The sequence below is a fragment of the Cytobacillus spartinae genome (assembly GCF_042865285.1).
Classification (GTDB): Bacteria; Bacillota; Bacilli; order Bacillales; family Cytobacillaceae; genus Robertmurraya_A; species Robertmurraya_A spartinae.
The window spans coordinates 144,682-166,510 of the sequence record NZ_JBIACK010000006.1 but is presented as its reverse complement, the minus strand read 5'-3'; the positions used below and the strand labels follow the sequence as shown (position 1 = coordinate 166,510).

Below are 21,829 nucleotides of genomic sequence, written 5' to 3'. Positions count from 1 at the left end.
CCATACTATATATCTATTAAAAAGAAAAGGAAGTTAGTCCTTTCATAGGGACTAACTCCTTAATAAGCAGATACCTTATCAATTATGATCCATTCATCCTCATTTTTAATGTTCTGCCAACGAACCCCAAATAGAATTTTTTCTGCATTTCCTCTTATTTTCTTGGATACTTTAAATGACCTAGTTTGATGCGGGTCTAAAATAGGATTGTAGGTAGCCCGTTCCCATTCCTTATTCACTTGGTCTTGAATAAATAGTTGGACAGAACCACTGCTAGAAACATTTCCTTTAAGAGAAACAATGAAGGTCACTTCATCCTGAACATTCCCCTTGTTTAGGTTTGCATAGTCAAAGCCAAGCTGAATCACTTCAGTACCCATTAGTTTGGTAGGGGGTTCAACTAAAAGCTGACGATCGTTAACGGTCATATTGAAAGATCCCTTTGCACCTAGAAGAGTTAAAGGAGAAAGGCTTTCGTCCCACTGTTCTGTAGAAAAAGTAGTTTTCTTAATCTGTGAAAAGTCATCTGTGAAGAATGGTTCTTTTTCAAGTGGCTTTAAGAAATCATACGTATAGTCAGATGCTTCGTTAATATCTGTTTTAATGTTTATTATCTCTGATTCAACATTACTAGCCGTTAAGACTCTCCCGAATGATAAATCTTCTTTAGATTCATCATTCCAGATCTCATCAACAATTTGATTGCCAATTTCAGGAGTGAAATGATGTGAATCTGTAAAATTTTCTACATTCAGTGACACCTGATTAATATCCATAAAATGATAGACTTTATCAAACAGACCTGTTAAATCCTTCAACCATTGCTCGTAGCCCTGCATATACTCTTCATTTTCTAGTTGAATATTGAGTCGTGCTAATGTGACCGGTGTTGTAAAAGGTACAATAATTGTATTGGAGTTTGTTTTAACGATTTCCTCTAACATTTGAATGACAGCAGGGTCGTACTCATACTTAGGCTCGTCCCGGAAAAACTGATAAATATTTGTTTCAATCCTAGCTTGTCGTTCTTGATCTGTAACAGGGAAAGGAAACGCCACATTTTCACGATTGTAATATCGATGATCAATAAATGTAGGCTTGTCTTCTTGAGAAGACTTATAAATAGGTACGGAAAGTTTCAATGTGTCAAAGGAAGCTAGTGATTTTAATCGGTACAAGTAGCTTTCAGCCTGTTCGGTATAATAGCTAGGCTCCTTTTCATTTAGGGTTCGGTATTTATTCGTTGCAAAGAAATCGAGACCTAAAAATATAAATTTAAAATCTTTCCCATTTTGTTTTTTCGCATATTCGATATAATCTTTGTACTCATCTACATACATCGAACTGACCGCAAAATTAAATACGTTCAAATTTTTAAAATGATGCTGATTAATATAGGTTGATCGGCTGCTACCTATTAGAAGAGCATCATAAGGTTCATCTGTAAAAGTAAATCGATTTACTTTTTGCTGCCTTTCGTTAAATCCTTGTTGGATGTTATTCCATTTATTCTTATGTTCAAAGAGCCATAAAGGATCCACTATATAGTTAAATAACATGATGGGTAACCCCAGCAACAATGTGAGCGAGAAGAAAGCTATGAAACATTTTAATAGCCAATTACGATAAGCCTGCATGAATGTTACCACCTAAAAGTTAAAATATAAAAACTCACTAACCTTTGTCATATTCAATATAGACAACCATAGAAGGACACATACGAAAAACGCCCAAAACCAATTTTGCTTAAAGTGGTCCATTAATTTAACGGAATTTTTAAATAGTAGAACAACCATGAAAGCTCCTAAGGTATACATCAACATGTAACCAAAAGTTGCATCTACTAACGTATTAATTGTTAATTCTTCAACAAAGGTTAGTTTAGTAGAATTTACAAAATGGGCATAGTTTTCGGGTAAGGAAAACCCATTGAATCCTAACATCCCCTCGATGACTTTAATCGCATCCTCCCATGTTCTTGCTCTAAAAAATATCCAAGCAAAGTTTACAAACTGGAATGTAATAAACCATCCAAGGAGCCAGTGCATTTTAAAATCAAGCTGTTGCCATAATCGGTTGATGACTGAGGCAATTCCATGCAAGGTACCCCACAATATAAATGTCCAACCTGCACCATGCCACAGTCCACTTAGGAAGAAAACGATGAACACATTTATATAGGTACGAATAACTCCTTTTCGACTTCCACCGAGAGGAATATACAAATATTGCGTTAGAAATCTAGTTAACGTAATATGCCATCTTTTCCAGAAGTCAATAATGCTGACGGCTTTATATGGTGAGTTGAAATTAATGGGCAATCTTATGTTGAATAATAGTGCTGCTCCAATGGCCATATCTGTATAACCACTAAAGTCAAAATACAATTGGAACGTATAAGATAATGAAACAATCCATGCTTCAAAAAAGGTTAGGCTTTCTGCTAAGTCGAAACCGGCTGTTGCCCAACCAGCAAATGTATCTGCGATAACAACCTTTTTAAAAAGGCCAATTGAAAAAATAAAGATCCCTTTTGCGATATTTTCAGCCTTTATTCTACTATTATTAGCTGCAAATTGAGGCATCATTTCCTTATGATGAACAATGGGACCTGCAATTAACTGAGGAAAGAAGCTTACAAATAAAGCGTAATCCCAAAAATCATATTCTTTCGTTTCATTCCGATAAGCATCCACTAAGTAAGCAATTTGCTGAAAGGTAAAAAAGCTTATGGCAAGAGGTAGAGTAAGGTAAAGCAGCGGAATATCTGTATGAAATAGAGCGTTAAAATTTTCAACAAAGAAATCAAAGTATTTATAGTATCCAAGTGCTGAAAGATTAAGGATGACACCCAAAACTAGTATCGTCTTAGCTAGCTTTGCCTCTTTCATTTTTCCAATGACGGAGCCAAGGAAGTAGTTGATTAGCATAGAAGCTAATATTAAAGGTAAATAAATAGGATTCCACCAGCTATAGAAAAACAGGGAACTAACAACAAGCCAGACAGTTCTTGTTCGATAAAGCTTATATTTGCTTAATACTAAAAAGATTAGCCAAACAACTGGTAAAAATCCAAATAAGAATTCATATGAATTGAATATCAAATTACTTCTCCACCTGTATGAAATGTAAATGCTAGAAAACATTATAGCATGCGTAAGACAATAGAACCAAAATAAGGATAATATCCCTTTTATCTATACTACTGGAAAGGAATACAATAAAATAGAAGTAGGAGATTAGGAGGGAAAGCATGATGAAAAGAATAGCAATTACAACTATTACAGCGACAATGATTCTTTTAATCTTTTTTTCTTACGCAAACAATGAAGCAAAAGCAGCAGAAAATTGTACAGGTATTACTACTAATACAAAGATCTGGTGGGATGGAGTAGAATTAAGGGTCGGACAAATTGGTAGACTTGAAGTATTAAAGGATACGGATTTATACAAATTAGAAGATAACCAGGAAACTTATTCTCGAACTTTAAAAGCTGGTGAGAAGTATAGAATTTATGCTTTTAAGCCAGGGAGGCTAAGCGTCGGTGGAGGATATTACGTAGACCGTGATTCACGAGTTCACTATGAAACGCCTTCAAAGAGCAAATTAGCACTAGTTGCGTGTAAAAAACAAGAAGCTGAAATGTCAGCATTGAGTATAAAGATTGGTGAGAGTAAGTCCTCGATTGAACAGAAATTAGGACAAGCCAAAAGAACTTCCTTAAACGAATATGGTATTAATTGGAATACCCATCATAACCAGTATGACCACTTTTATATGGTCGGATATGAAAGAGATAAAGTGATTCAAATCTATTCTAATGACGAAAGCCTTTATGTTAATGGAGTACATAAAGGACTGAGTGGCAAGGAAGTTGTTTCGCTCTTAGGGTCACCAATTAAGGGGATTATAAAGGGAAATGTGAATTATCTTATTACAAACAATGAAGAAGAGCAAACCTTTTATAAGAGTGGAAACTATATAACCGTTTTCTATGATATCCACAAAGGAAGTAAAGTTACAGGCATTCAGGTAGTTACAAGCTCTTTAGAACAGAAGAAGGATGGGAGATTTGGTAACCAATCATTTCCCCTTCAGCAAGCATTTGAACTGCAAATGTTTGATCTAATCAATGCAGCGAGAGTAGATAATGGACTATCCCCATTAAATTGGGGGGAGGAAGCGCGGTCATCCTCTCGTAAGCATAGTAAAGATATGGCAATTAATAATTATTTCAACCATACAAACTTACAAAATGAAAGCCCTTTTGACCGAATGGATAAGGAGGGGATTCGCTATTGGGCAGCAGGAGAAAATCTTGCAATGGGGCACCCAAGTAGCATTTTCGCTCATGAGGCTCTAATGAATTCTATTGGACATAGAAAGAATATTCTTCAAGAAGAGTTTACCCATGTAGGCGTAGGGGTACAGTTCCAACAAGACACGCAAAGACCTTATTATACACAAAATTATTTCAAACCGTTTTAATTTTCTGGAAAGAGGCGACTCAATATGGGCAGTTGGAAGCAAATACTTTGTCTATTAATCCTATCATTTTGTCTGTTAATCCCTGGAAAAGTGTCTGCAAAAGTTTTGTGGGATGGAGCAGAGCTAGTTAAAGGTCAAACTGGTAAATTAACCATAATAGAGCCAATTAATCTGTGGAAAAGAGAAGAATCTAAACTAACTTTTGTGAGGGTCTTAAATCCTAATGAAACTTACAGGGTGTATGGATACGATCATACTCACGGACAATATCGTGTGGGTGGCGCTTATGTTGTCACAGATATGAAGGGGAAAATTAAATACAAGACGCCTTCTAAACAAAAATTACAAGAACTTCTGCTAGAAGATGTTTCACTCAATGAACACCATAGTTTAGTGAAGCAAATAGTCTCAGTGCCGAAAGGATTTGAAAAGCATCCAGAGGTCATAAAAATAAAAAATCGCATTGCCCAACTGCCTATAACCTTGCTAGATAAAATGAAGAGTCATGACATCCTCATTAAACTAGTGGATGAGCCGATTACAAATGTTGCAGAATTCACCCATCTTAAGGGTCAGGTGCCAAGAGGATGGGAAAACTCAAATAGAACATGGGACGATGTACCAGGCATTGGTGGGACCCATGTAGTTGTTGTTAGGATAGGATATAGTGATTATGGTAAATCACATGGTTCAGTAAATCTAGAATTGCATGAAGCTGCACATTCTATCGATTCTATTATTTATGACCACCTATCTTCGACAAAAAGTTTTATAGATATTTGGAAAAAGGAATCACAGTTTTTGTTTAAGAATAGTGTATATTACGATAACTATCCTGAAGAGTATTTTGCAGAAACTTTCGCCATGTATTATTTGGAGGAATCTTCCCGAGAAAAGCTAAAAACAACAGCTCCGCTTACGTATACCTTTTTTAAGAATTTACAGTAATCTCGCAAAATCGACAGGTATACATAAATTTCCTCAAAAAATTTAGAAAAAAATGAAACTTTTTTAAAACTTAATCGTCTTATAAGGTGGAGATACTCTATTCAGTGGTTGGTACGAGGATCTTCCTATCAAACTTAGGGGAAACCCGGAAAAACCTTACTATTAATTTAGTAAGGTTTTTTTCTATTTTCAGTATGGGACTTTTATTCCATTTTGTAGAAATAGAGTAAATGGTGAGTTATTTTGTCGTATAATAGAATAATAGTTTTTAGAATAAGAGTGGTAAAGGGAGAGGAACGATGAAAAAGATTATAGTCAGCTTGGTAATGGTTCTATCAATTCTAGTAAGTCCTTTTTCCGGAGTGACTGAGCCTACTAAGGCTAACGCTGCAACAACTCCTTATGTTAGTTGGGAAGGGATGCAGTTAGTAAAAGGACAGATTGGTAAGGTTGATATCTTAAAGCCTATTAATCTCTGGAAAAGAGAAAATAATAAATTGGTATTTGTACGGGTGCTGAAACCAGGAGAGGCTTACAGAGTGTACCAGTATAGCTCAAGTTTTGGTGGACAATACGGAGTAGGTGGACCTTATTTTGTTACTAACATTAAAGGGTTTGTCCAGTATAAGACACCTTCAAAACATAAATTGAAGCTTGTTAACCCTGAGTTATATGGAACTAAGCTTTCTATTGGGACTGTAAAAAGTGAGACTGCTAGTGTAATAGCACCAGGTGTAACACAGTCAGAGTTCGCTGTAGAAGGAAGTAGTGGAAATCAGGCTATCTATAAGTTGGATGTTGACCAAAAAGTCTCTCAAATTACATTTGAAACTTCATTGGCTAAGGATCAAATGATTGGATTTGAAACGGTAAGCAGTCAAGCTAGTCGTCAGCAGTACGATGGTCACTATATTATTGGAGGAGTTAATGGTGACTACTTTGATCAAAATGGTGCTCCTACTGATCTAACGGTACATAATGGAGAACTGGTGACAACCAATACGACTCCTGCATCAGACAGAACCATTTTTGGTGTAAGTCCAAGCGGGAAGGCGTTGATTGGTAATCCAGATATTATTTTAAGTATGAGTGTAAACGGAAGTGACCGATATTTAATCAATTCCGTAAATAAACGTCGCCATGCTGGTCATCTTGTCCTTTATACGCCTTATTTTTCAAGTAATACAATGACCAATGAATTAGGAACAGAAGTAATCTTAACCAATGCTTCTGGTAAACTTAATGGCAATAACAAAATAACAGCTGTAGTAAAGGAAGTTATTATTGGACAAGGAAGTCATCCTTTGCAACAGGGTGAATATGTTCTGTCTGGACATGGAGCAGGAAGCGAGTACTTAAAAACGTTGAAGGCCGGTGACCAGGTAGAAATTGATATTAACTATAGTGATGCAGCTTGGAATAATATTGAACAAGCTATTGGTGGTAGATATCACTTAGTGAAAAACGGTCATACACAAGCCTTTAATATTGCAGGTGCACATCCAAGAACTGCAATTGGAATTAAAGCAGACGGATCGGTTTTTGTTATCGTAGTGGATGGCAGACAAAGTCATAGTAAAGGGGTTACATTGGCCGATCTTGCAAAAATAATGAAAGACTTTGGTGCAGTAGAAGCAATCACCTTTGATGGGGGTGGCTCCTCTACCATGATTGCAAGACAACCAGGTGATTGGGAAGCAAGTGTGATTAACAAACCATCTGACGGAAAAGAGCGCTCTGTAGCAAACTCTTTATTCATTGTTGGTTTATGGAAAGCAGGTCCGTTGCACACTTTATTACTAAATCCTAAGGAAATCACTTTATTTGCAGGAGCAACTTACGAAAGTCTAGGGCTAAAACCTACTGGACTGGATCAAGCAAACAATGTCATTAAACTTAAAGATCCGATTACATGGTCTTCGAATGTTGGAACATTTAATAATGATGATTCTTACACAGCTGCTACTAAGGTAGGAAAAGGAACCATTACCGGTGCTGTCGGTTCTATTAAGTCAAATGTCTCAGTTAATATTGTCAATAGTATAGATAGCATTCACGTTAAGCAAGAAACCATTCTTGTTGAGAAAAATGAATCATTTTCTCTAGAAATTGATGGTCTCTATAAAGGCCAGAAAGTTGTAAGTGATCCAGCGATTTACCAATATAGTGTCTCAAACCAACTTGGTACTGTTAACAAAGGTGTATTTAAAGCAGGGAATACAGATGGATCAGGCGTAATTACGGTTTCATATGGTTCTGTAAAGAAAGAGATAAAAGTAATCGTTGGGAACCCAGGAACGATTATAATCGAAGATTTTGAAGGATCACTTAGTGAATGGAATGCATCAGGAGCTAAGTATGTAACCGTACAGGTAATGCCAGAAAAGAACTACATTAAAGAAGGAAAACAATCTTTAAAGGTTTCTTATGACTTTATTGGGACAACTGGAACTTCAGGTGTGTACGCACAGAAAAACAGTGCCCTAGAAATTTTAGGTACTCCTAAGAAAATCGGAATGTGGGTTTATGGTGATGGAAAAGGGCATTGGCTACGTGCTCAATTGGTTGACTCTAAAAATAAAGAAGTTCAATTGGATTTCACTAAAAACCTTGACTGGACTGGTTGGAAATACGTTGAAGCAACAATTCCAAATGGTTTAACAGCACCATATAAACTAACTGCTCCAATTCGCTACATGCAAGTGGACGATACAAAGAAAAATAAAGGACAAATTTTTATTGATCAAATTCAAGCAGTTTATTAATAAAGGCTCTTTTCGTAAACTTTGTTGACTTTTAAATACTTTAAACTGCATTTAAATAGATGGCGCTGTATTCTTCATATGGGGAAGAAAAGATGCCACGAAGCAGCATAGGGTCCGTGTTGGAAATAACATACGTAAAGCACTAATTTATGCGAAAACAGCCTTAATAATGAGCTTCTCCACAGTTGGAGAAGCTTTGTTCTATTTTAGTTACGTTACCATATATTATGTATTGTGTGGCAAGTCCATTTGTTTTACTCTTATATTAAATATTTTAAAAATTCATTACAAAATTGCACAATATTATTTTATATGCTACATTATGAGATGGATTCTTTTTTTTACTTTTTTATTGACATATGGTGATATACATATCTCGAAAGAAAATATGTTAATAAAGTGTTTTGGAGCCTTGATTGATCGTTGTTCTGTAATGTAGGTATTAACTTTTCAGAACATTGGAGGGAGTTTGGTAACAAATGGGACAATCTAATGATGTGAAGGATATACTTAATCAGTTAAAGGAGAACCCTCCTAAAGTAATTGGGGGTTACAAGAAACAAGGTTGGGCTGTAAAAGTACTTGAAAAGCTAGAGAATGAACTGGTAGAGCAGGAAGAGGATGGAACGGTTACAGCGATGGCTGTTTTGGAAGCTAAAGATGAAACCTATTTTCCAGCCTTCTTAAACTTAGATATAAAAAATAAGGGACAAATCCTAGGTGTATATTTTTTAGCAGAAAGAGACGATCGTTTTGATATGATTCCTTTTGAAATTGCAAAAGAATTTTTATCGAAAAATGATCAGGACCTGTTGCCGTTCAAATATCGTACGCTAGAGAAAATTGAAGGCGACGAACTTCAAATAAACTGGCCACAATTTACGTAAATAGCAAGTTAGGAGCGAGCCGATTAGTGCTCGCTCTTTATTTTTTCAATATAACGTAATGTTTGTAACAATTCTGTAATATAACAAAGAGATTGTAAGGGAACTGAAATAGATATCAGACGAAAATTAGTATATGATTTTAGTAGGTTTCAAAAAACTTAATTATTTGACAATTTATTGAACAAAATAGAGTTTAGCATGCTAGGAGGTTACTTACTTGAATAAAGTAAAAAAACTGATTACATCAGTGCTTATAACGGTTCCACTATTATTCGTATCACAAGTAGACGCAAATGCTGCCGAAAAAGAAAGCATTGTTGAATATGCTAAGCAATATGTTGGTGTACCTTATAAATGGGGTGGAACAACTCCATCAGGGTTTGACTGCTCAGGTTTTCTTACATACGTATTTAATGAATATGACGTACAACTTCCAAGAACAAGTGCAGATCAGTTTAACCAAGGAGAATCTGTTAAACAAGATGAGCTTGTACCAGGAGATTTAGTGTTCTTTACAACTTATAAACCAGGAGCTTCCCATGCTGGAATATATGTTGGGGATAACCAATTTATTCATGCTTCTTCTAGCAAAGGGATAGAAGTTACAAGTTTAGATGCTTCATATTATAAATCTAGATATCTTGGTGCTAAGAGATACTTAGAGCCTGAAATGGTTTTAGATGCATTTTTCTCTAACTCAGTTAAAGAAGGTCAAGTTGGAGCAATATACATAAAGAAAAAAATTAATCTTTGGGAAAGAGATGCGAGCGATAATTTAAAAGTTTCAAGAGTATTAAATCCTGGAGAGATTTATCGAGTATATGGTTACGATGACAAACATGGTGGTCAATATAACCTAGGATCTCAATTATACGTTACAAATATGGAAGATTTTATAGAGTATAAATCAGTAGAATAGTAGTTATTTGGGATAAAACTGTAAAAAAGTTAATGCCTCTTGTTATAATAGAACAAGAGGCATTTTTATTTTGCAAAAGGGGTGTAACAATGAAAAATAAAGCTATCAAACTTGCAATTGCTAGTACATTTATGATTCCAACAGTTGCTGTGTCTACCACCAATCAGGCTGATGCGGCTACATATAATCAAGTCAGTGATGCGGTACAGAAGGCAATCTCTACTTCTCAAGTTTTAAGAAGAGCTTGCTCCATAGAGTGGACTGGAGATGGGAAAACAAGACCTTATAAAGAGTACAATGCTGCCAAAACAGCATACAACGAGGCTATTAAGCTAGTAAATCAATTAAGAAGCGATCAGAAGCAGGTGTTTCTTGCAAAACTTGATGACCCACAGCTTCAGATTAAAAGAGCTGCTTATTATATTGATGCTATTACGGCTGGTAAGAAAATTGAAGAGAAGAAACTGTTTTTGGAGTCTCAATTGAAAGAGGGAGTTTTATCAGATAAGACGGTAACAGCATACCATGAGCTCTCTTATGAAATTAAAAAGCAAACAAAATTGTTAGATCGTGTTTATGGAGTTACCACTAGAGAAGCTATCCGATATTCTTTTAAAGAAACTGCAGAAAAACTTAGAGATGATTTAAGCTATCCTATGACTGTAAGAATGGCACTGTCTGAAATAAATCGTCTACCTTCTGGTGAAACATCAAAGCTATTATCTCAAGGTAAAAAAGCGTTAATGTTTTTAGAGGTTATTCCACAAAAAGAATATTACGACCAACTTCGTTTAAAGTGGGACAAACTGCAAAGTAAAATTCCTGAAGATGTTAGGGATAACGAGTTTGACCGTCTACTAGAAGTTAATAATAGTCTTAGAGAGTTAAGACAACTAGTAAAACCAGGTGTATCTGATAGTAAAGTTCCTAGTTTGGTTGACACCATTTCATCTAGCATTACCCAAGTTAGCAATTCTTTGTATCAGGAAAAAGTTGAAACAAGGCTAGACTCTATCCTGAGTCAACTTCAAGTGCCTATTTCAGAGATAAAAGGAATGTTAACTCAGAAAGCTGTGGAAGCAGGGATTCCGCCTGAATTGGTGAAGTCTATTGTCATTACAGAGAATGGTAGCTTCCAACAGTTTGATTCAAAAGGTGAAGTATTTAAGAGCCCCGATAATGGATATGGAATTATGCAAGTGACTCCATTGGATGAACATGATACTCGCTATAATTGGGATCAAGTAAAGTATGATTTAGAGTATAATATTGAGATCGGAATTAAGATTCTTCAAGAAAAGTGGAGTTACAGTGGCACGCGTATTCCAGTGATCAATAATGGTGAAAAAGAGATACTAGAAAACTGGTATTTTGCGGTTATGGCTTATAATGGGCTTTCTAAAGTGAATGATCCAAACCATTCAGATAGGACGTACCAATCAAAAGTGTACAACAATATGGCGCAGTATGCTCAAGTAAGTCCGGAAATACTGAATAAGGATAACTTGAAAATATCATATAGCCCTACGACTGGACAGGCGATCTTTAGCGAGAAAATGAACTATGCGACTAAAGAAATGACAAAATCAACTCAGCTGTACTCTAAAGGGGACACTGTCATACTCCCAAGTAAGGCTAGGTTACGAGACAAACCTTCTACTACTGGAGGCCCTGTAGATATTGCAGCAGGAACTAAAGTAGATATACTAAGCGGTCCGATAGAAGATGAAAATAAATATAACTTATTTGTTTGGTATAAAGTGAAAAACTTATCTACTGGACAAGAAGGGTATATTGCTTCAGTTAGTTTGTAATTACAAAAAGAGGAGTGTCCATTGCGGACACTCCTCTTATCTATATTATTGCTTTGCCGGCGGATAAACTTTCCACTTAGTAAGATTAGGCTTCTCTTTCGTTACTAATTCTTTAGGGAAAATAAACGTCCACGGCTTACTTGTATTCGCTTTTACTTCAAATTGATCTAATTTAAACCCACCTTGACAGACAATGTCACCATCAGCATCTTCCACAATTAAAGGAATTTGTTCTAACATTATGTTTTTCTCGCTACCATTTCGAATTAGAACCGTCACAGCAAGATTTTGTTCAGGTGTATACTTTGTTTCAATTCCCATAAAGTTGACTTCACCAGGTGATAGTTTCGGTAGGGATGCTACTAGCTTTTCAAGGTGTTCTTTTTGTAAAGGAGAGATTTGATTCTCCCAGCTTTCAGCAAGTTCTAGTTGGTGTTTTGACTGACTTTGTTTTAGTTCAAAAGCAATTTTCCAGCCATGTTCAGGAATTTTTTCAACTAGCTTATCCTCATTACTAAATAAGAATCTCCAAGGTCTACATGCCATGGACGGAAGCTCATCTAATCCATCTAGTTCAAACTGTTTTTTAGCAATAGCTTGACCGTTCTCATCTAGTAGTAAAAGGTCAACAGCTTCAAAACGAACGGCCTTAGGAAGTGTGTTCCTTAAGAACGCAACTACAACAAAACCGTCGTTATATTGAATTAACTTTGTCCCTGTAATAGAGATTTGATTAGGTTTTAGGAGTGGTAATTGTTCATGTTTAAATTGATAGACATATTTTTCTTGGTTTGTTAATTCCCAATCAGGATGAAACGATAGAGTCGTTTTGACTAATCCTTCAGTAGATATCTCTGTTTCTTGAACAGGTGTCTGTTCTTGTTTTTCGATCTCATCATTGTTTTTCTTTTTTCTAGTGAATAAGGCCATTGTAAAATAAGCCCCCCTTATGATTGCTCTTCATTAATCTCGAATTGACTTCTCAAATATTCAATAAAACGTAAGCTTATACCAGATTCAATTTCAAAGATAAGTTGGTTGAATTGTTCCAAAGCTTCTTTCTCAAATAAACGATATGGGTCTTCTTGTCCATATCCTCTTAAATTAATTCCATCTTTGACTTGAGTCATGATGTCTAGATGTTGGATCCAGTTGGTATCAATGATTTGGAGCATAAACCTTTTAAGTTGGAGCCCAAGCTCTTCCTCATCTTGTAGTGACAGAATCTGCTCTTCTAGTAGATGAAATTCTTTAAGAATGACGTCTGTAATCTCTTTGCGTCCTAAGTCTAAAAGTTGATCAACTGTTAAAGTGCTTTGTAAAAATACAAAGTTCAACTCTTCTACTAAACCAGCTAGGTTCCAATCTTCCGTTTCAACCTCTTCTAAGCAATACTTATCAATGACCTGTAAAATATAATTCTTAATATATCCAGTTACTTCAGGGAAGGTCTCTTGAGACGAGGCATTTAGGAGACGATTCCTCATTGAATAAATAATTTTCCCTTGACGGTCAACTGAGTTATCCAGCTTAAGTAGATGAGTACGTGAAGAATGGTGGGCATGTTCAACCATTTCTTGGACACGCTTGACAAATTTTGATGGATCAGGTGATACAATTAGCCCGTCCGCGTCTACTTTGACCTTCTTTTTAAATCTTTCCATCTCTTCAGGGTCGTAGTTGATAAATAAATCATCTTCTAATGAAATAATAAATTGGGATGAACCAGGATCCCCTTGACGACCAGAACGTCCACGTAGCTGCATATCAATACGGAAACTTTCATGTCTTTCTGTTCCGATGATGTGAAGTCCACCAAGCTCTCGAACACCCTCTCCAAGGAGGATATCTGTTCCTCTACCAGCCATATTGGTTGCAATCATTACTTGTCCTTGTTGACCTGCTAAAGAGATAATCCGAGCTTCGTCTTCTTCCGTTTTTGCATTTAGGATTTGATGCTTTATACCAATCTTTTTAAGGTAGGTAGAGAGCTTTTCTGATTGTTCAATGGAAGTAGTCCCAATTAGAACTGGTCGACCTTGTTTATTCATGTCTTGAACTTGAGCTGCTATCATCTTAAGCTTAGAGTCATAATCAATAAAGATAACATCGTCTTTGTCTAAACGTTGGACAGGTTTATTAGTTGGAATCGAAACAACATGGAGATTGTATGTTTCCGTAAACTCATCTTTTGACGGTGTAGCACTACCCGTCATCCCACAAAGCGTTTTGTACATTCTAAAATAATTTTGGATGGTAATCGTAGCTTGAGTATCGTTTTCCTCTGAGATCTCCAATCCTTCTTTTGCTTCAATGGCCTGATGTAAACCTTCACTAAAAGTTCTGCCTTCCATAATTCTGCCAGTGAATTTATCAATTAATTCAATCTTTCCAGACTTTACGATATAATCTACATCTTTCTTCATGATAACGGCAGCTTTAAGTGACTGCATCACGTTGTGTAATAAGTCTTGATGCTCAGCGTCATATAGATTTTCGATAGCAAAAGCATTTTCTACTTTAAAAGCACCTTCATCTTTAAGATAGATTTGTTTTGTCTCAGGGTATAGTTCGTAATCCACATCAGCAACAAAACTTTTCATGATTTCAGCTGTAATATAGAAAAGTTCTGCCCCAAGGCTTGATTTATTTGCAATAATTAAAGGTGTTCTAGCTTCGTCTATTAAAATACTATCAATCTCATCCACAATCGCAAAGTGATGTTCTCTTTGTACCTTTTGAGCATTATCATAGACCATATTGTCTCTCAAATAATCAAAGCCAAACTCATTCCCTGTTCCGTATGTAATATGAGAGTTATAGGCTGCTTTTTTCTCATCAGGTGAGATTTGTGAGATATTTAACCCGACTTTTAACCCAAGGAACTCATGAACTTTCCCCATTTGTTCAAAGTCACGTTTAGCAAGATATTCGTTGGCTGTAATGATATGGACACCTTTTTCTTCTAGTGCATGAAGGTAACTTGGAAGTGTTGAAACAAGTGTTTTCCCTTCCCCTGTTTGCATTTCAGCAATACTTCCTTCATGTAAAACAAAACCACCTAAGAGCTGTACGTCATAGTGTCTTAGACCTAATACGCGTTTTGCAGCCTCTCTGACTACTGCAAAAGCATCAATTTTAATCGAATCCAATGATTTTCCGTTTTTAATTTCTTCTATAAATAATTGTGTCTGATTCTTTAGTTCTTCATTCGTGTACTTTTCATACTTATCCTCCAGCTTGTTCACCTGATCGACAAGCTTTGTTAGACGTTTTATATCGCGTGTACTGTCACTAAAAAGCATTTTGACTTTAGTTAACATGAGATTTCGCTCCTATTTATTAAATTGAACCTAGTCGAATTATATCATATTGGAGGTTTATTTGTTGAGGTGGCAATAATTTCAAGAAGATTTATAGAATAATTGTAACTTTATGTCTGTTACTGTCGTCTTTTTAATAGAAGATGAAATAAAGGGGGAATAAATAAAGGACACTTGGTAATAGGATAGAGAGGATATTAAAGAATTATTTAGCTTTGCCAAAAATTCACAGAAGTATACCTTCCATTTAAAAAAATATTGCGTAAAAAAAGATATGTGATACGATATGTATGATTGGGCAAGATAAAATAAACCTCTCTATAAGGTGATAATAATGTATATGCAAGCTACTATAGCTTTTTTTGTTTCATTAATTACAGCGTTACTCATAACACCATTAGTAATAAAGTTCGCAATTAAAATTGGTGCAGTTGATAAGCCTAACGAAAGAAAAGTTCATTTAAAATTAATGCCTAGACTGGGTGGGTTAGCCATATTTATAGGAGTTGTAGCTGGATATTTCACAGCAGGATTACACACTCAAAAGGTAACAGCAATAAGCCTAGGTGCTATACTAATCATCATTATTGGGATTCTTGATGACAAGTATGAGCTTTCTGCTAAAGTAAAATTTGCTGGTCAACTCGTTGTTGCAGGTTTAATTGTAGCTAGTGGGTTAACTGTCGACGTTTTAACGATTCCGTATATAGGCGATTTTGAACTTGGAATGTGGAGCTACCCTATTACAATCTTCTGGATTGTAGCAATCACTAATGCGATTAACTTAATTGATGGACTTGACGGTCTTTCAGCTGGTATTTCAGCAATTGGTATTGCTACAATAGCAATTCTTGCTGGATTAAACGGTAAAATGCTTATTTTCACTATTTCATTAATTTTATTAGGAAGTATTATCGGCTTCCTATTTCACAACTTTCATCCTGCGAAGATCTTTATGGGTGATACAGGAGCTCTATTCTTAGGGTATTCCATTTCAATTCTTTCGCTACTAGGGCTATATAAAAGTGTTACACTGTTCAGCTTCTTAGTCCCAGTGATTATTTTAGGGGTACCTGTATTTGATACAACCTTTGCGATTATTAGAAGGATTGTAAACAAAAGACCGATATCCGCTCCGGATAAATTCCATTTGCACCACAGATTATTAGCCCTTGGATTTTCACATAGAAATACAGTACTAGTTATTTACGCTTTTGGTTTATTATTTAGCGTGGCTGCTGTTCTTCTATCAGAATCTACCCTATGGGGATCCGTATTCATTATCTTTGGGCTTCTAATTATTATGGAAGTATTAGCCGAGCTTATAGGAATTGTTCACGTTCAGTACAGACCAGTTCTTACTCTGTTTAGGAAATTAACGGGTAGCCGTTCATATGGAAAGTAAAATAATTATTTGAATATCTCACCGTTTGTAGCATTTATTGGTACAAACGGTTTTTTTAAGAAATTATGGGGTTATTATTTCCCTTTTTGACGAAAATATGCAAAAATCGACAGTGTGAGTTAACTTTCATAATTAGTCACATAAACGTAAAAACTTATAATGATTTTGTCATAATATAAACACAGACCTTTAATTATATTGTGATAAACTATAACTGATTTTCACTTTAACTTTTTGGAGGAATTCTAAATGAAAGTACCTATGCTAGACCTTAGTGAACAATACCAAGAATTAAGATCTGAGGTGTTAGAAGTTCTTGATGGTGTCATGAGTTCATCAAGATTTATTTTAGGTGATAATGTAAAAAAATTAGAGCAGGATGTTGCTAAATATAGTAATGTTGCCCACGGTATTGGTTGCGGGAACGGAAGTGATGCTATACATATTGCATTACAAGCACTAGAAGTTGGCCCTGGGGATGAAGTAATTACAACTCCATTCACCTTCTTTGCAACTGGAGGAGCAATCGTAAGAGCTGGTGCAAAACCGGTTTATGTTGATATTGATCCAGTTACGTTTAACATTGACCCAGACAAAATTGAAGCTGCAATCACTGAGAACACAAAAGCAATTATCCCTGTTCATTTATATGGTCAAATGGCTGATATGGAAAGAATAGCTGAAATTGCTAAGAAACATAATCTTGCAATTGTTGAGGATGCTGCACAAGCTATTGGAGCGAAACATAATGGTAAAAGTGTGGGGGAATTAGGATCAGCTGCTACATATAGCTTTTTCCCAACTAAGAACTTAGGTGCTTACGGGGATGCTGGTATGATTGTAACGAATAACGATGATGTTGCAGAAAAATCAAAAGTTATTCGTGTTCATGGTAGCAAGCCGAAGTATTATCACTCCGTTCTTGGTTACAATAGCCGACTCGATGAAATGCAAGCAGCAATCTTAAATGTGAAATTCCCGCATTTAGATCGTTGGAGTGAATTACGTAGACAAAAAGCAGAAACTTATACTCATTTATTAAAAGAGATGGTTGGAGATGCTGTAGTTACACCGATTGAAAAGGAAGGGAACTATCATGTTTTCCATCAATATACAATTCGAGTGGAAAAACGTGATGAGTTACAAAAGTACCTTCAAGAGCAAGGTGTATCAACAATGATTTACTACCCACTTCCATTGCACATTCAACCTGTATTTAAGGATTTAGGTTACAAAGAAGGAGACCTGCCAATTTCAGAGAAGGCAGCAAATGAAGCACTATCTCTTCCAATGTTCCCTGAATTAAAAACAGAACAACAAGAATATGTAGTGGCGAAAATTGCTGAATTCTACGGTAAATAATAAATAGGAAACGTCGCCAGTTTAAGGGGGCGTTTTCTTACTTGCTTTAAAAAGGACAGGTGGAAACATGGCAGAAGAAAAAAACAAATACGTACTATATGAATACTTACTATTCTTTTGGAAGAAAAAGTGGTTTTTCTTGATTATTCCTGCTATTACTACTGTATTAGTTGTAGGAGCGATTTATGCTTTCAATAATGATAAACCGTATACAGGTAAATTATTATTCTATACGGGATCGTTAGATTCACAAGACCTAACACACCCCAATAATATCATGGCCAAGTTTAATGGAGAACTTAAGGGAACTTTAGATGTTTTTGTGTCTGAAAAAGGTCAAGTAAAGTTCACGGTAAAAGGTGACTCTCAAGATGAAGTTGAAAGTGATATGGAATTAGTTAAACAGGTTTACACTACGGATTTAATGGCAAATTACCAAAAACGCTTAGATGCTTCGATGGTTCATTTAGAACTCTTAGAAGAGCGTGTACCTGCTTTAGAAGCTATTATTGAAGATTATAAAGAGAAGCTCTTAAGTGAAGAAGAAACTCTTGCACCTGATGAATTAACTTCATTATCAAGCTTAATTAATGAAACAGAGGAAGAGTTAACTAAGGCTGCCGAAAGAGCACATAAGATGCGCGGCGATATCGCCTTTTTTGAACAACCGAAAGTGTTATCTGAATCCGTTACTAAGACGAAAACATACCTAAAAGAAAGTATTGCTGTAGGGGTCCTTCTTGGACTTGTGTTAACAGTTGCATTATTGGTTTTACTTAAGTATTTAGGCTTTGCAAGGAGGTATTATAAGCATGATTAATTTTGCTATAGTTGGAATGGGACATATTGCGAATAAACATATAGAAGCTATAAATAATGCCGAAGGGGCAAACTTTTTTGCTGTATGTGATACGAACCCAAATCGTTTGGAATTAATTACGGACCCAAATGTGAAAAAATATACAGACCTTAAAAACATGCTAGAAGAAAATCCTGAAATTCATGTCGTTAATATTTGCGTTCCTTCAGGCTTGCATGCTCCATTAACAAAGATTGTGGCTGAGCAAAAGAGACATATTATAGTGGAAAAGCCTATGTCATTAAAGCTAGAGGACTCTGAGGATATGATTCGTTATGCCGAAGAGAATGGAGTTAAGCTTGCTGTTGTTCATCCAAATCGTTTCCGTCCGGCTATTCAAAAGCTTAAAGAGGAAATGGATAAAGGTTCATTTGGTACATTAAGTCATGCAAATGCAACAGTGCGCTGGAATCGAAATCAAGCATACTATGATCAAGCAGAGTGGAGAGGTACAAAGGAATTTGATGGTGGGGTTCTTATGAACCAAGCTATTCACGACCTAGATTTGATGCTTTGGTTAATGGGACCAGTTGAATCTGTTCAAGCTATGGCAGCGACACGCCTTCGTAAAATTGAAACAGAAGATGTAGCTGCAGCTGTTGTTCAGTTTAAAAATGGTGCTTTAGGTGTTGTTGAAGCCGCGACAACTATTTATCCGAAGAACCTTGAAGAGTCTTTAGCAATTTTTGGTGAGACTGCTACCATCAAAATTAGTGGAAGAACTGCGAACTTTATAGAAACTTGGGATGTTGAAGGTGTAACAGAAGAAGATGCGGAAAAGCTAAAAAATGAAATTAAAGCAGATCCATTTGGTAAGCCAGGCCATCAATGGATTATTGAAGATATGGTTGCGGCAGTTAGCGAGGACCGAGAGCCAATTGTTACAGGCGAAGATGGATTGGCACCAGTTAAATTAATTCTAGCTATATTAGAATCTGCAGAGACAGGTAAAAAAGTCGTTATTGCATAAAGGAGAAGTGTACATTATGAGCGCTTATGAAACGTTAGTCAAAAAAATAGAAAATAAAGAAGCTGTAATTGGTGTTGTAGGTTTAGGTTATGTTGGATTACCACTAGCTGTTGAAAAAGCGAAAGCTGGCTATAAAGTAATCGGTTTTGATGTGCAAGCATCACGTGTAGAACAAGTAAACATGGGTATTAACTATATTGGTGACGTTGTAGACCAAGATTTATCAGACATGATTAAAGAAGGTAAATTAGTTGCAACAACTGATTATGCAAAAATCCAAGAGGTGGACGCAGTAGCAATCTGTGTACCTACACCTTTAGATATTTATCAACAACCAGATACTTCATATGTTGAAAGCTCTTCAAAAGAGATTGCTAAGTATGCACATGAAGGCATGCTTGTTGTATTAGAATCAACTACTTATCCTGGTACGACTGAAGAAATCGTTAAACCAGCATTAGAAGCACGTGGCTTCAAAACAGGTGAAACAATCTTCGTTGCATATTCACCGGAGCGTGTTGATCCAGGTAATAAACAATTCAAGACAAAGAACACTCCAAAGGTAGTTGGTGGAATCACTGCTAACTGTACGAAAGTGGCTGCATCCCTTTACCGTAATGTCCTTGAAGGAGACGTGTTCGAAGTTTCTAGTCCTGCTATTGCAGAAATGGAGAAAATTTTCGAAAACACATTCCGTCATATTAACATTGCATTAGCGAACGAAATGGCTATTCTTTGTGAAAAAATGGGCATTGACGTTTGGGAAGTAATTGATGCTGCGAAAACAAAACCATATGGCTTTATGGCATTCTATCCAGGACCAGGTCTTGGTGGACACTGTATACCAATCGATCCATTCTACTTAACATGGAAAGCGCGTGAGTATAACTACCACACAAGATTAATTGAGCTTGCTGGTGAAATTAACAATAGCATGCCTGATTACGTTATCAACCGTGCTATGCAAATCTTAAATGAAGATGGAAAAGCACTACGTGGCGCCAAAGTAGCTGTTCTAGGTGTTGCTTATAAGAAAGATATTGATGATGTTCGTGAATCTCCAGTATTAAAAATTATTGAGCTACTTGAACATCATGGTGCGGACTATAAAGTAGTTGACCCATATGTTACATCATTCAGATCATGTAATATGACGATGGAAACAGTCGAATTAACAAAAGAATTATTAAATGATTCGGACCTTGTGTTAGTTACAACTGATCATAGCGATTTTGATTACCAATTAATTGCGAACGAAAGCAAAGTGGTATTCGATACTCGTAATGCACTTAAGGATATTGAGAAGCCAAACAAATACATCAAATTATAATCTTTACTAAGGGAGATTTTTATTATATGAATTTTGTTGATCCTTCCGTAACATTAGACTCATCTGTTCAAGTAGGGCATTTTACAGTTATTGAAAAAGATGCTCAAATAGGAAAGAATGTCATTATTGGTAATCGTGTAACGGTTCATGAAGGAACTGTTATAGGTGATAACTCTACAATCGCTGACGGTGCGGTATTAGGAAAGCCACCAAAGCCTGCTAAAACAAGTACTGTCAAACTTTCCGATTCTATTCCTGCATTAGAAATTGGAGAAGACGTAACGGTTGGAGCTAATTGCGTTGTCTATAGAGGTGCAAAAATTGGTTCTAACACATTAATTGCTGACTTAGCAAGTGTTCGTGAAAATGTTGAGATTGGTGACTATGTAATCGTTGGAAGAGGAGTAACGGTAGAGAATTACGTGAAAATTGGTACACGCACTAAAATACAATCCAATTCTTACATTACGGCTTATACGACTCTTGAAGAACAAGTATTCATTGCGCCTTGCGTAACGACTACAAATGATAATTTTATGGGTAGAACGGAAGAACGTTTCGATAAGATTAAAGGTGCTCATGTGAAGAGAGGAGCTCGAGTTGGTGGAGCTTCCATTATCCTTCCTGGTATCACAATCGAAGAAGAGACATTTGTGGCAGCTGGTGCTCTAGTAACGAAAGACACCGAAGCGAAGACTTTAATTAAAGGTGTCCCTGCTAAGGTCGTTAGAATGGTCGACGAGCGGGAGCTGTTATAG

At 36.1% G+C, this 21,829-nt stretch carries 16 protein-coding genes and 1 pseudogene; 13 read left to right on the top strand and 4 right to left on the bottom strand.

The window, feature by feature from the left end; translation table 11 throughout:
* Positions 1–59 precede the first annotated feature (59 nt).
* A complete protein-coding gene (locus ACFYKX_RS14005; RefSeq protein ID WP_389361684.1) occupies positions 60–1,637 on the bottom strand; it encodes a hypothetical protein in 1,578 nt (525 codons plus the stop codon).
* 12 nt (positions 1,638–1,649) lie between these two features.
* Positions 1,650–3,104 (bottom strand): MBOAT family O-acyltransferase, encoded by a 1,455-nt coding sequence (locus ACFYKX_RS14000; protein WP_389361683.1) that lies wholly within the window; start codon positions 3,102–3,104, stop codon positions 1,650–1,652.
* A gap of 149 nt (positions 3,105–3,253) precedes the next feature.
* Here ACFYKX_RS14000 and ACFYKX_RS13995 point away from each other — a divergent pair, with 149 nt between their 5' ends.
* The 7 genes and pseudogenes from ACFYKX_RS13995 (at position 3,254) to ACFYKX_RS13970 (ending at position 11,822) form a co-directional block, all read left to right on the top strand.
* Positions 3,254–4,489, top strand: coding sequence for a CAP domain-containing protein (locus ACFYKX_RS13995; protein ID WP_389361682.1), 1,236 nt, complete (start codon positions 3,254–3,256; stop codon positions 4,487–4,489).
* A gap of 102 nt (positions 4,490–4,591) precedes the next feature.
* Positions 4,592–4,837: pseudogene (locus ACFYKX_RS27250) on the top strand (hypothetical protein); the annotation flags it as partial.
* A gap of 45 nt (positions 4,838–4,882) precedes the next feature.
* The gene (locus ACFYKX_RS27245) at positions 4,883–5,437 is read left to right on the top strand and encodes an anthrax toxin lethal factor-related metalloendopeptidase (RefSeq protein WP_449257605.1); all 555 of its coding nucleotides are present in this window, start codon (positions 4,883–4,885) and stop codon (positions 5,435–5,437) included.
* Positions 5,438–5,736: 299 nt separating this feature from the next.
* The gene (locus tag ACFYKX_RS13985; protein ID WP_389361680.1) at positions 5,737–8,202 is read left to right on the top strand and encodes a phosphodiester glycosidase family protein; all 2,466 of its coding nucleotides are present in this window, start codon (positions 5,737–5,739) and stop codon (positions 8,200–8,202) included.
* A gap of 479 nt (positions 8,203–8,681) precedes the next feature.
* A complete protein-coding gene (locus ACFYKX_RS13980) occupies positions 8,682–9,089 on the top strand; it encodes a hypothetical protein (protein ID WP_389361679.1) in 408 nt (135 codons plus the stop codon).
* A 217-nt stretch (positions 9,090–9,306) separates the two neighbouring features.
* Positions 9,307–10,008 carry a C40 family peptidase gene (locus ACFYKX_RS13975; RefSeq protein WP_389361678.1) on the top strand — a complete coding sequence of 234 codons (702 nt, stop codon included), beginning with the start codon at positions 9,307–9,309 and terminating at the stop codon, positions 10,006–10,008.
* 89 nt (positions 10,009–10,097) lie between these two features.
* Entirely contained in the window at positions 10,098–11,822 is a 1,725-nt protein-coding gene (locus ACFYKX_RS13970; RefSeq protein ID WP_389361677.1) for a transglycosylase SLT domain-containing protein, read from the top strand.
* Between the two features lie 45 nt (positions 11,823–11,867).
* Here ACFYKX_RS13970 and ACFYKX_RS13965 read toward each other — a convergent pair whose 3' ends face one another.
* The gene (locus ACFYKX_RS13965) at positions 11,868–12,752 is read right to left on the bottom strand and encodes an accessory Sec system S-layer assembly protein (RefSeq protein WP_389361676.1); all 885 of its coding nucleotides are present in this window, start codon (positions 12,750–12,752) and stop codon (positions 11,868–11,870) included.
* Positions 12,753–12,769: 17 nt separating this feature from the next.
* The gene (gene secA2 / locus ACFYKX_RS13960; protein WP_389361675.1) at positions 12,770–15,145 is read right to left on the bottom strand and encodes an accessory Sec system translocase SecA2; all 2,376 of its coding nucleotides are present in this window, start codon (positions 15,143–15,145) and stop codon (positions 12,770–12,772) included.
* 334 nt (positions 15,146–15,479) lie between these two features.
* On the opposite strand from secA2, the gene ACFYKX_RS13955 reads away from it, so the two are divergent.
* The 6 genes from ACFYKX_RS13955 to ACFYKX_RS13930 all read left to right on the top strand — a co-directional run bounded on the left by ACFYKX_RS13955 (position 15,480) and on the right by ACFYKX_RS13930 (position 21,829).
* Positions 15,480–16,550 (top strand): glycosyltransferase family 4 protein, encoded by a 1,071-nt coding sequence (locus ACFYKX_RS13955; RefSeq protein WP_389361674.1) that lies wholly within the window; start codon positions 15,480–15,482, stop codon positions 16,548–16,550.
* A 249-nt stretch (positions 16,551–16,799) separates the two neighbouring features.
* Positions 16,800–17,912 (top strand): DegT/DnrJ/EryC1/StrS family aminotransferase, encoded by a 1,113-nt coding sequence (locus ACFYKX_RS13950; RefSeq protein ID WP_389361673.1) that lies wholly within the window; start codon positions 16,800–16,802, stop codon positions 17,910–17,912.
* Between the two features lie 67 nt (positions 17,913–17,979).
* Positions 17,980–18,732, top strand: coding sequence for a hypothetical protein (locus ACFYKX_RS13945; RefSeq protein WP_389361672.1), 753 nt, complete (start codon positions 17,980–17,982; stop codon positions 18,730–18,732).
* Positions 18,725–19,741: a Gfo/Idh/MocA family protein gene (locus ACFYKX_RS13940; protein ID WP_389361671.1), complete on the top strand. Its 1,017-nt coding sequence runs from the start codon at positions 18,725–18,727 to the stop codon at positions 19,739–19,741. Before ACFYKX_RS13945 ends, ACFYKX_RS13940 begins: the two co-directional genes overlap by 8 nt.
* A 16-nt stretch (positions 19,742–19,757) precedes the next feature.
* The gene (locus ACFYKX_RS13935) at positions 19,758–21,071 is read left to right on the top strand and encodes a nucleotide sugar dehydrogenase (protein ID WP_389361670.1); all 1,314 of its coding nucleotides are present in this window, start codon (positions 19,758–19,760) and stop codon (positions 21,069–21,071) included.
* Between the two features lie 26 nt (positions 21,072–21,097).
* Complete coding sequence (locus ACFYKX_RS13930; protein WP_389361669.1) at positions 21,098–21,829, top strand: acyltransferase; 732 nt, start codon at positions 21,098–21,100, stop codon at positions 21,827–21,829.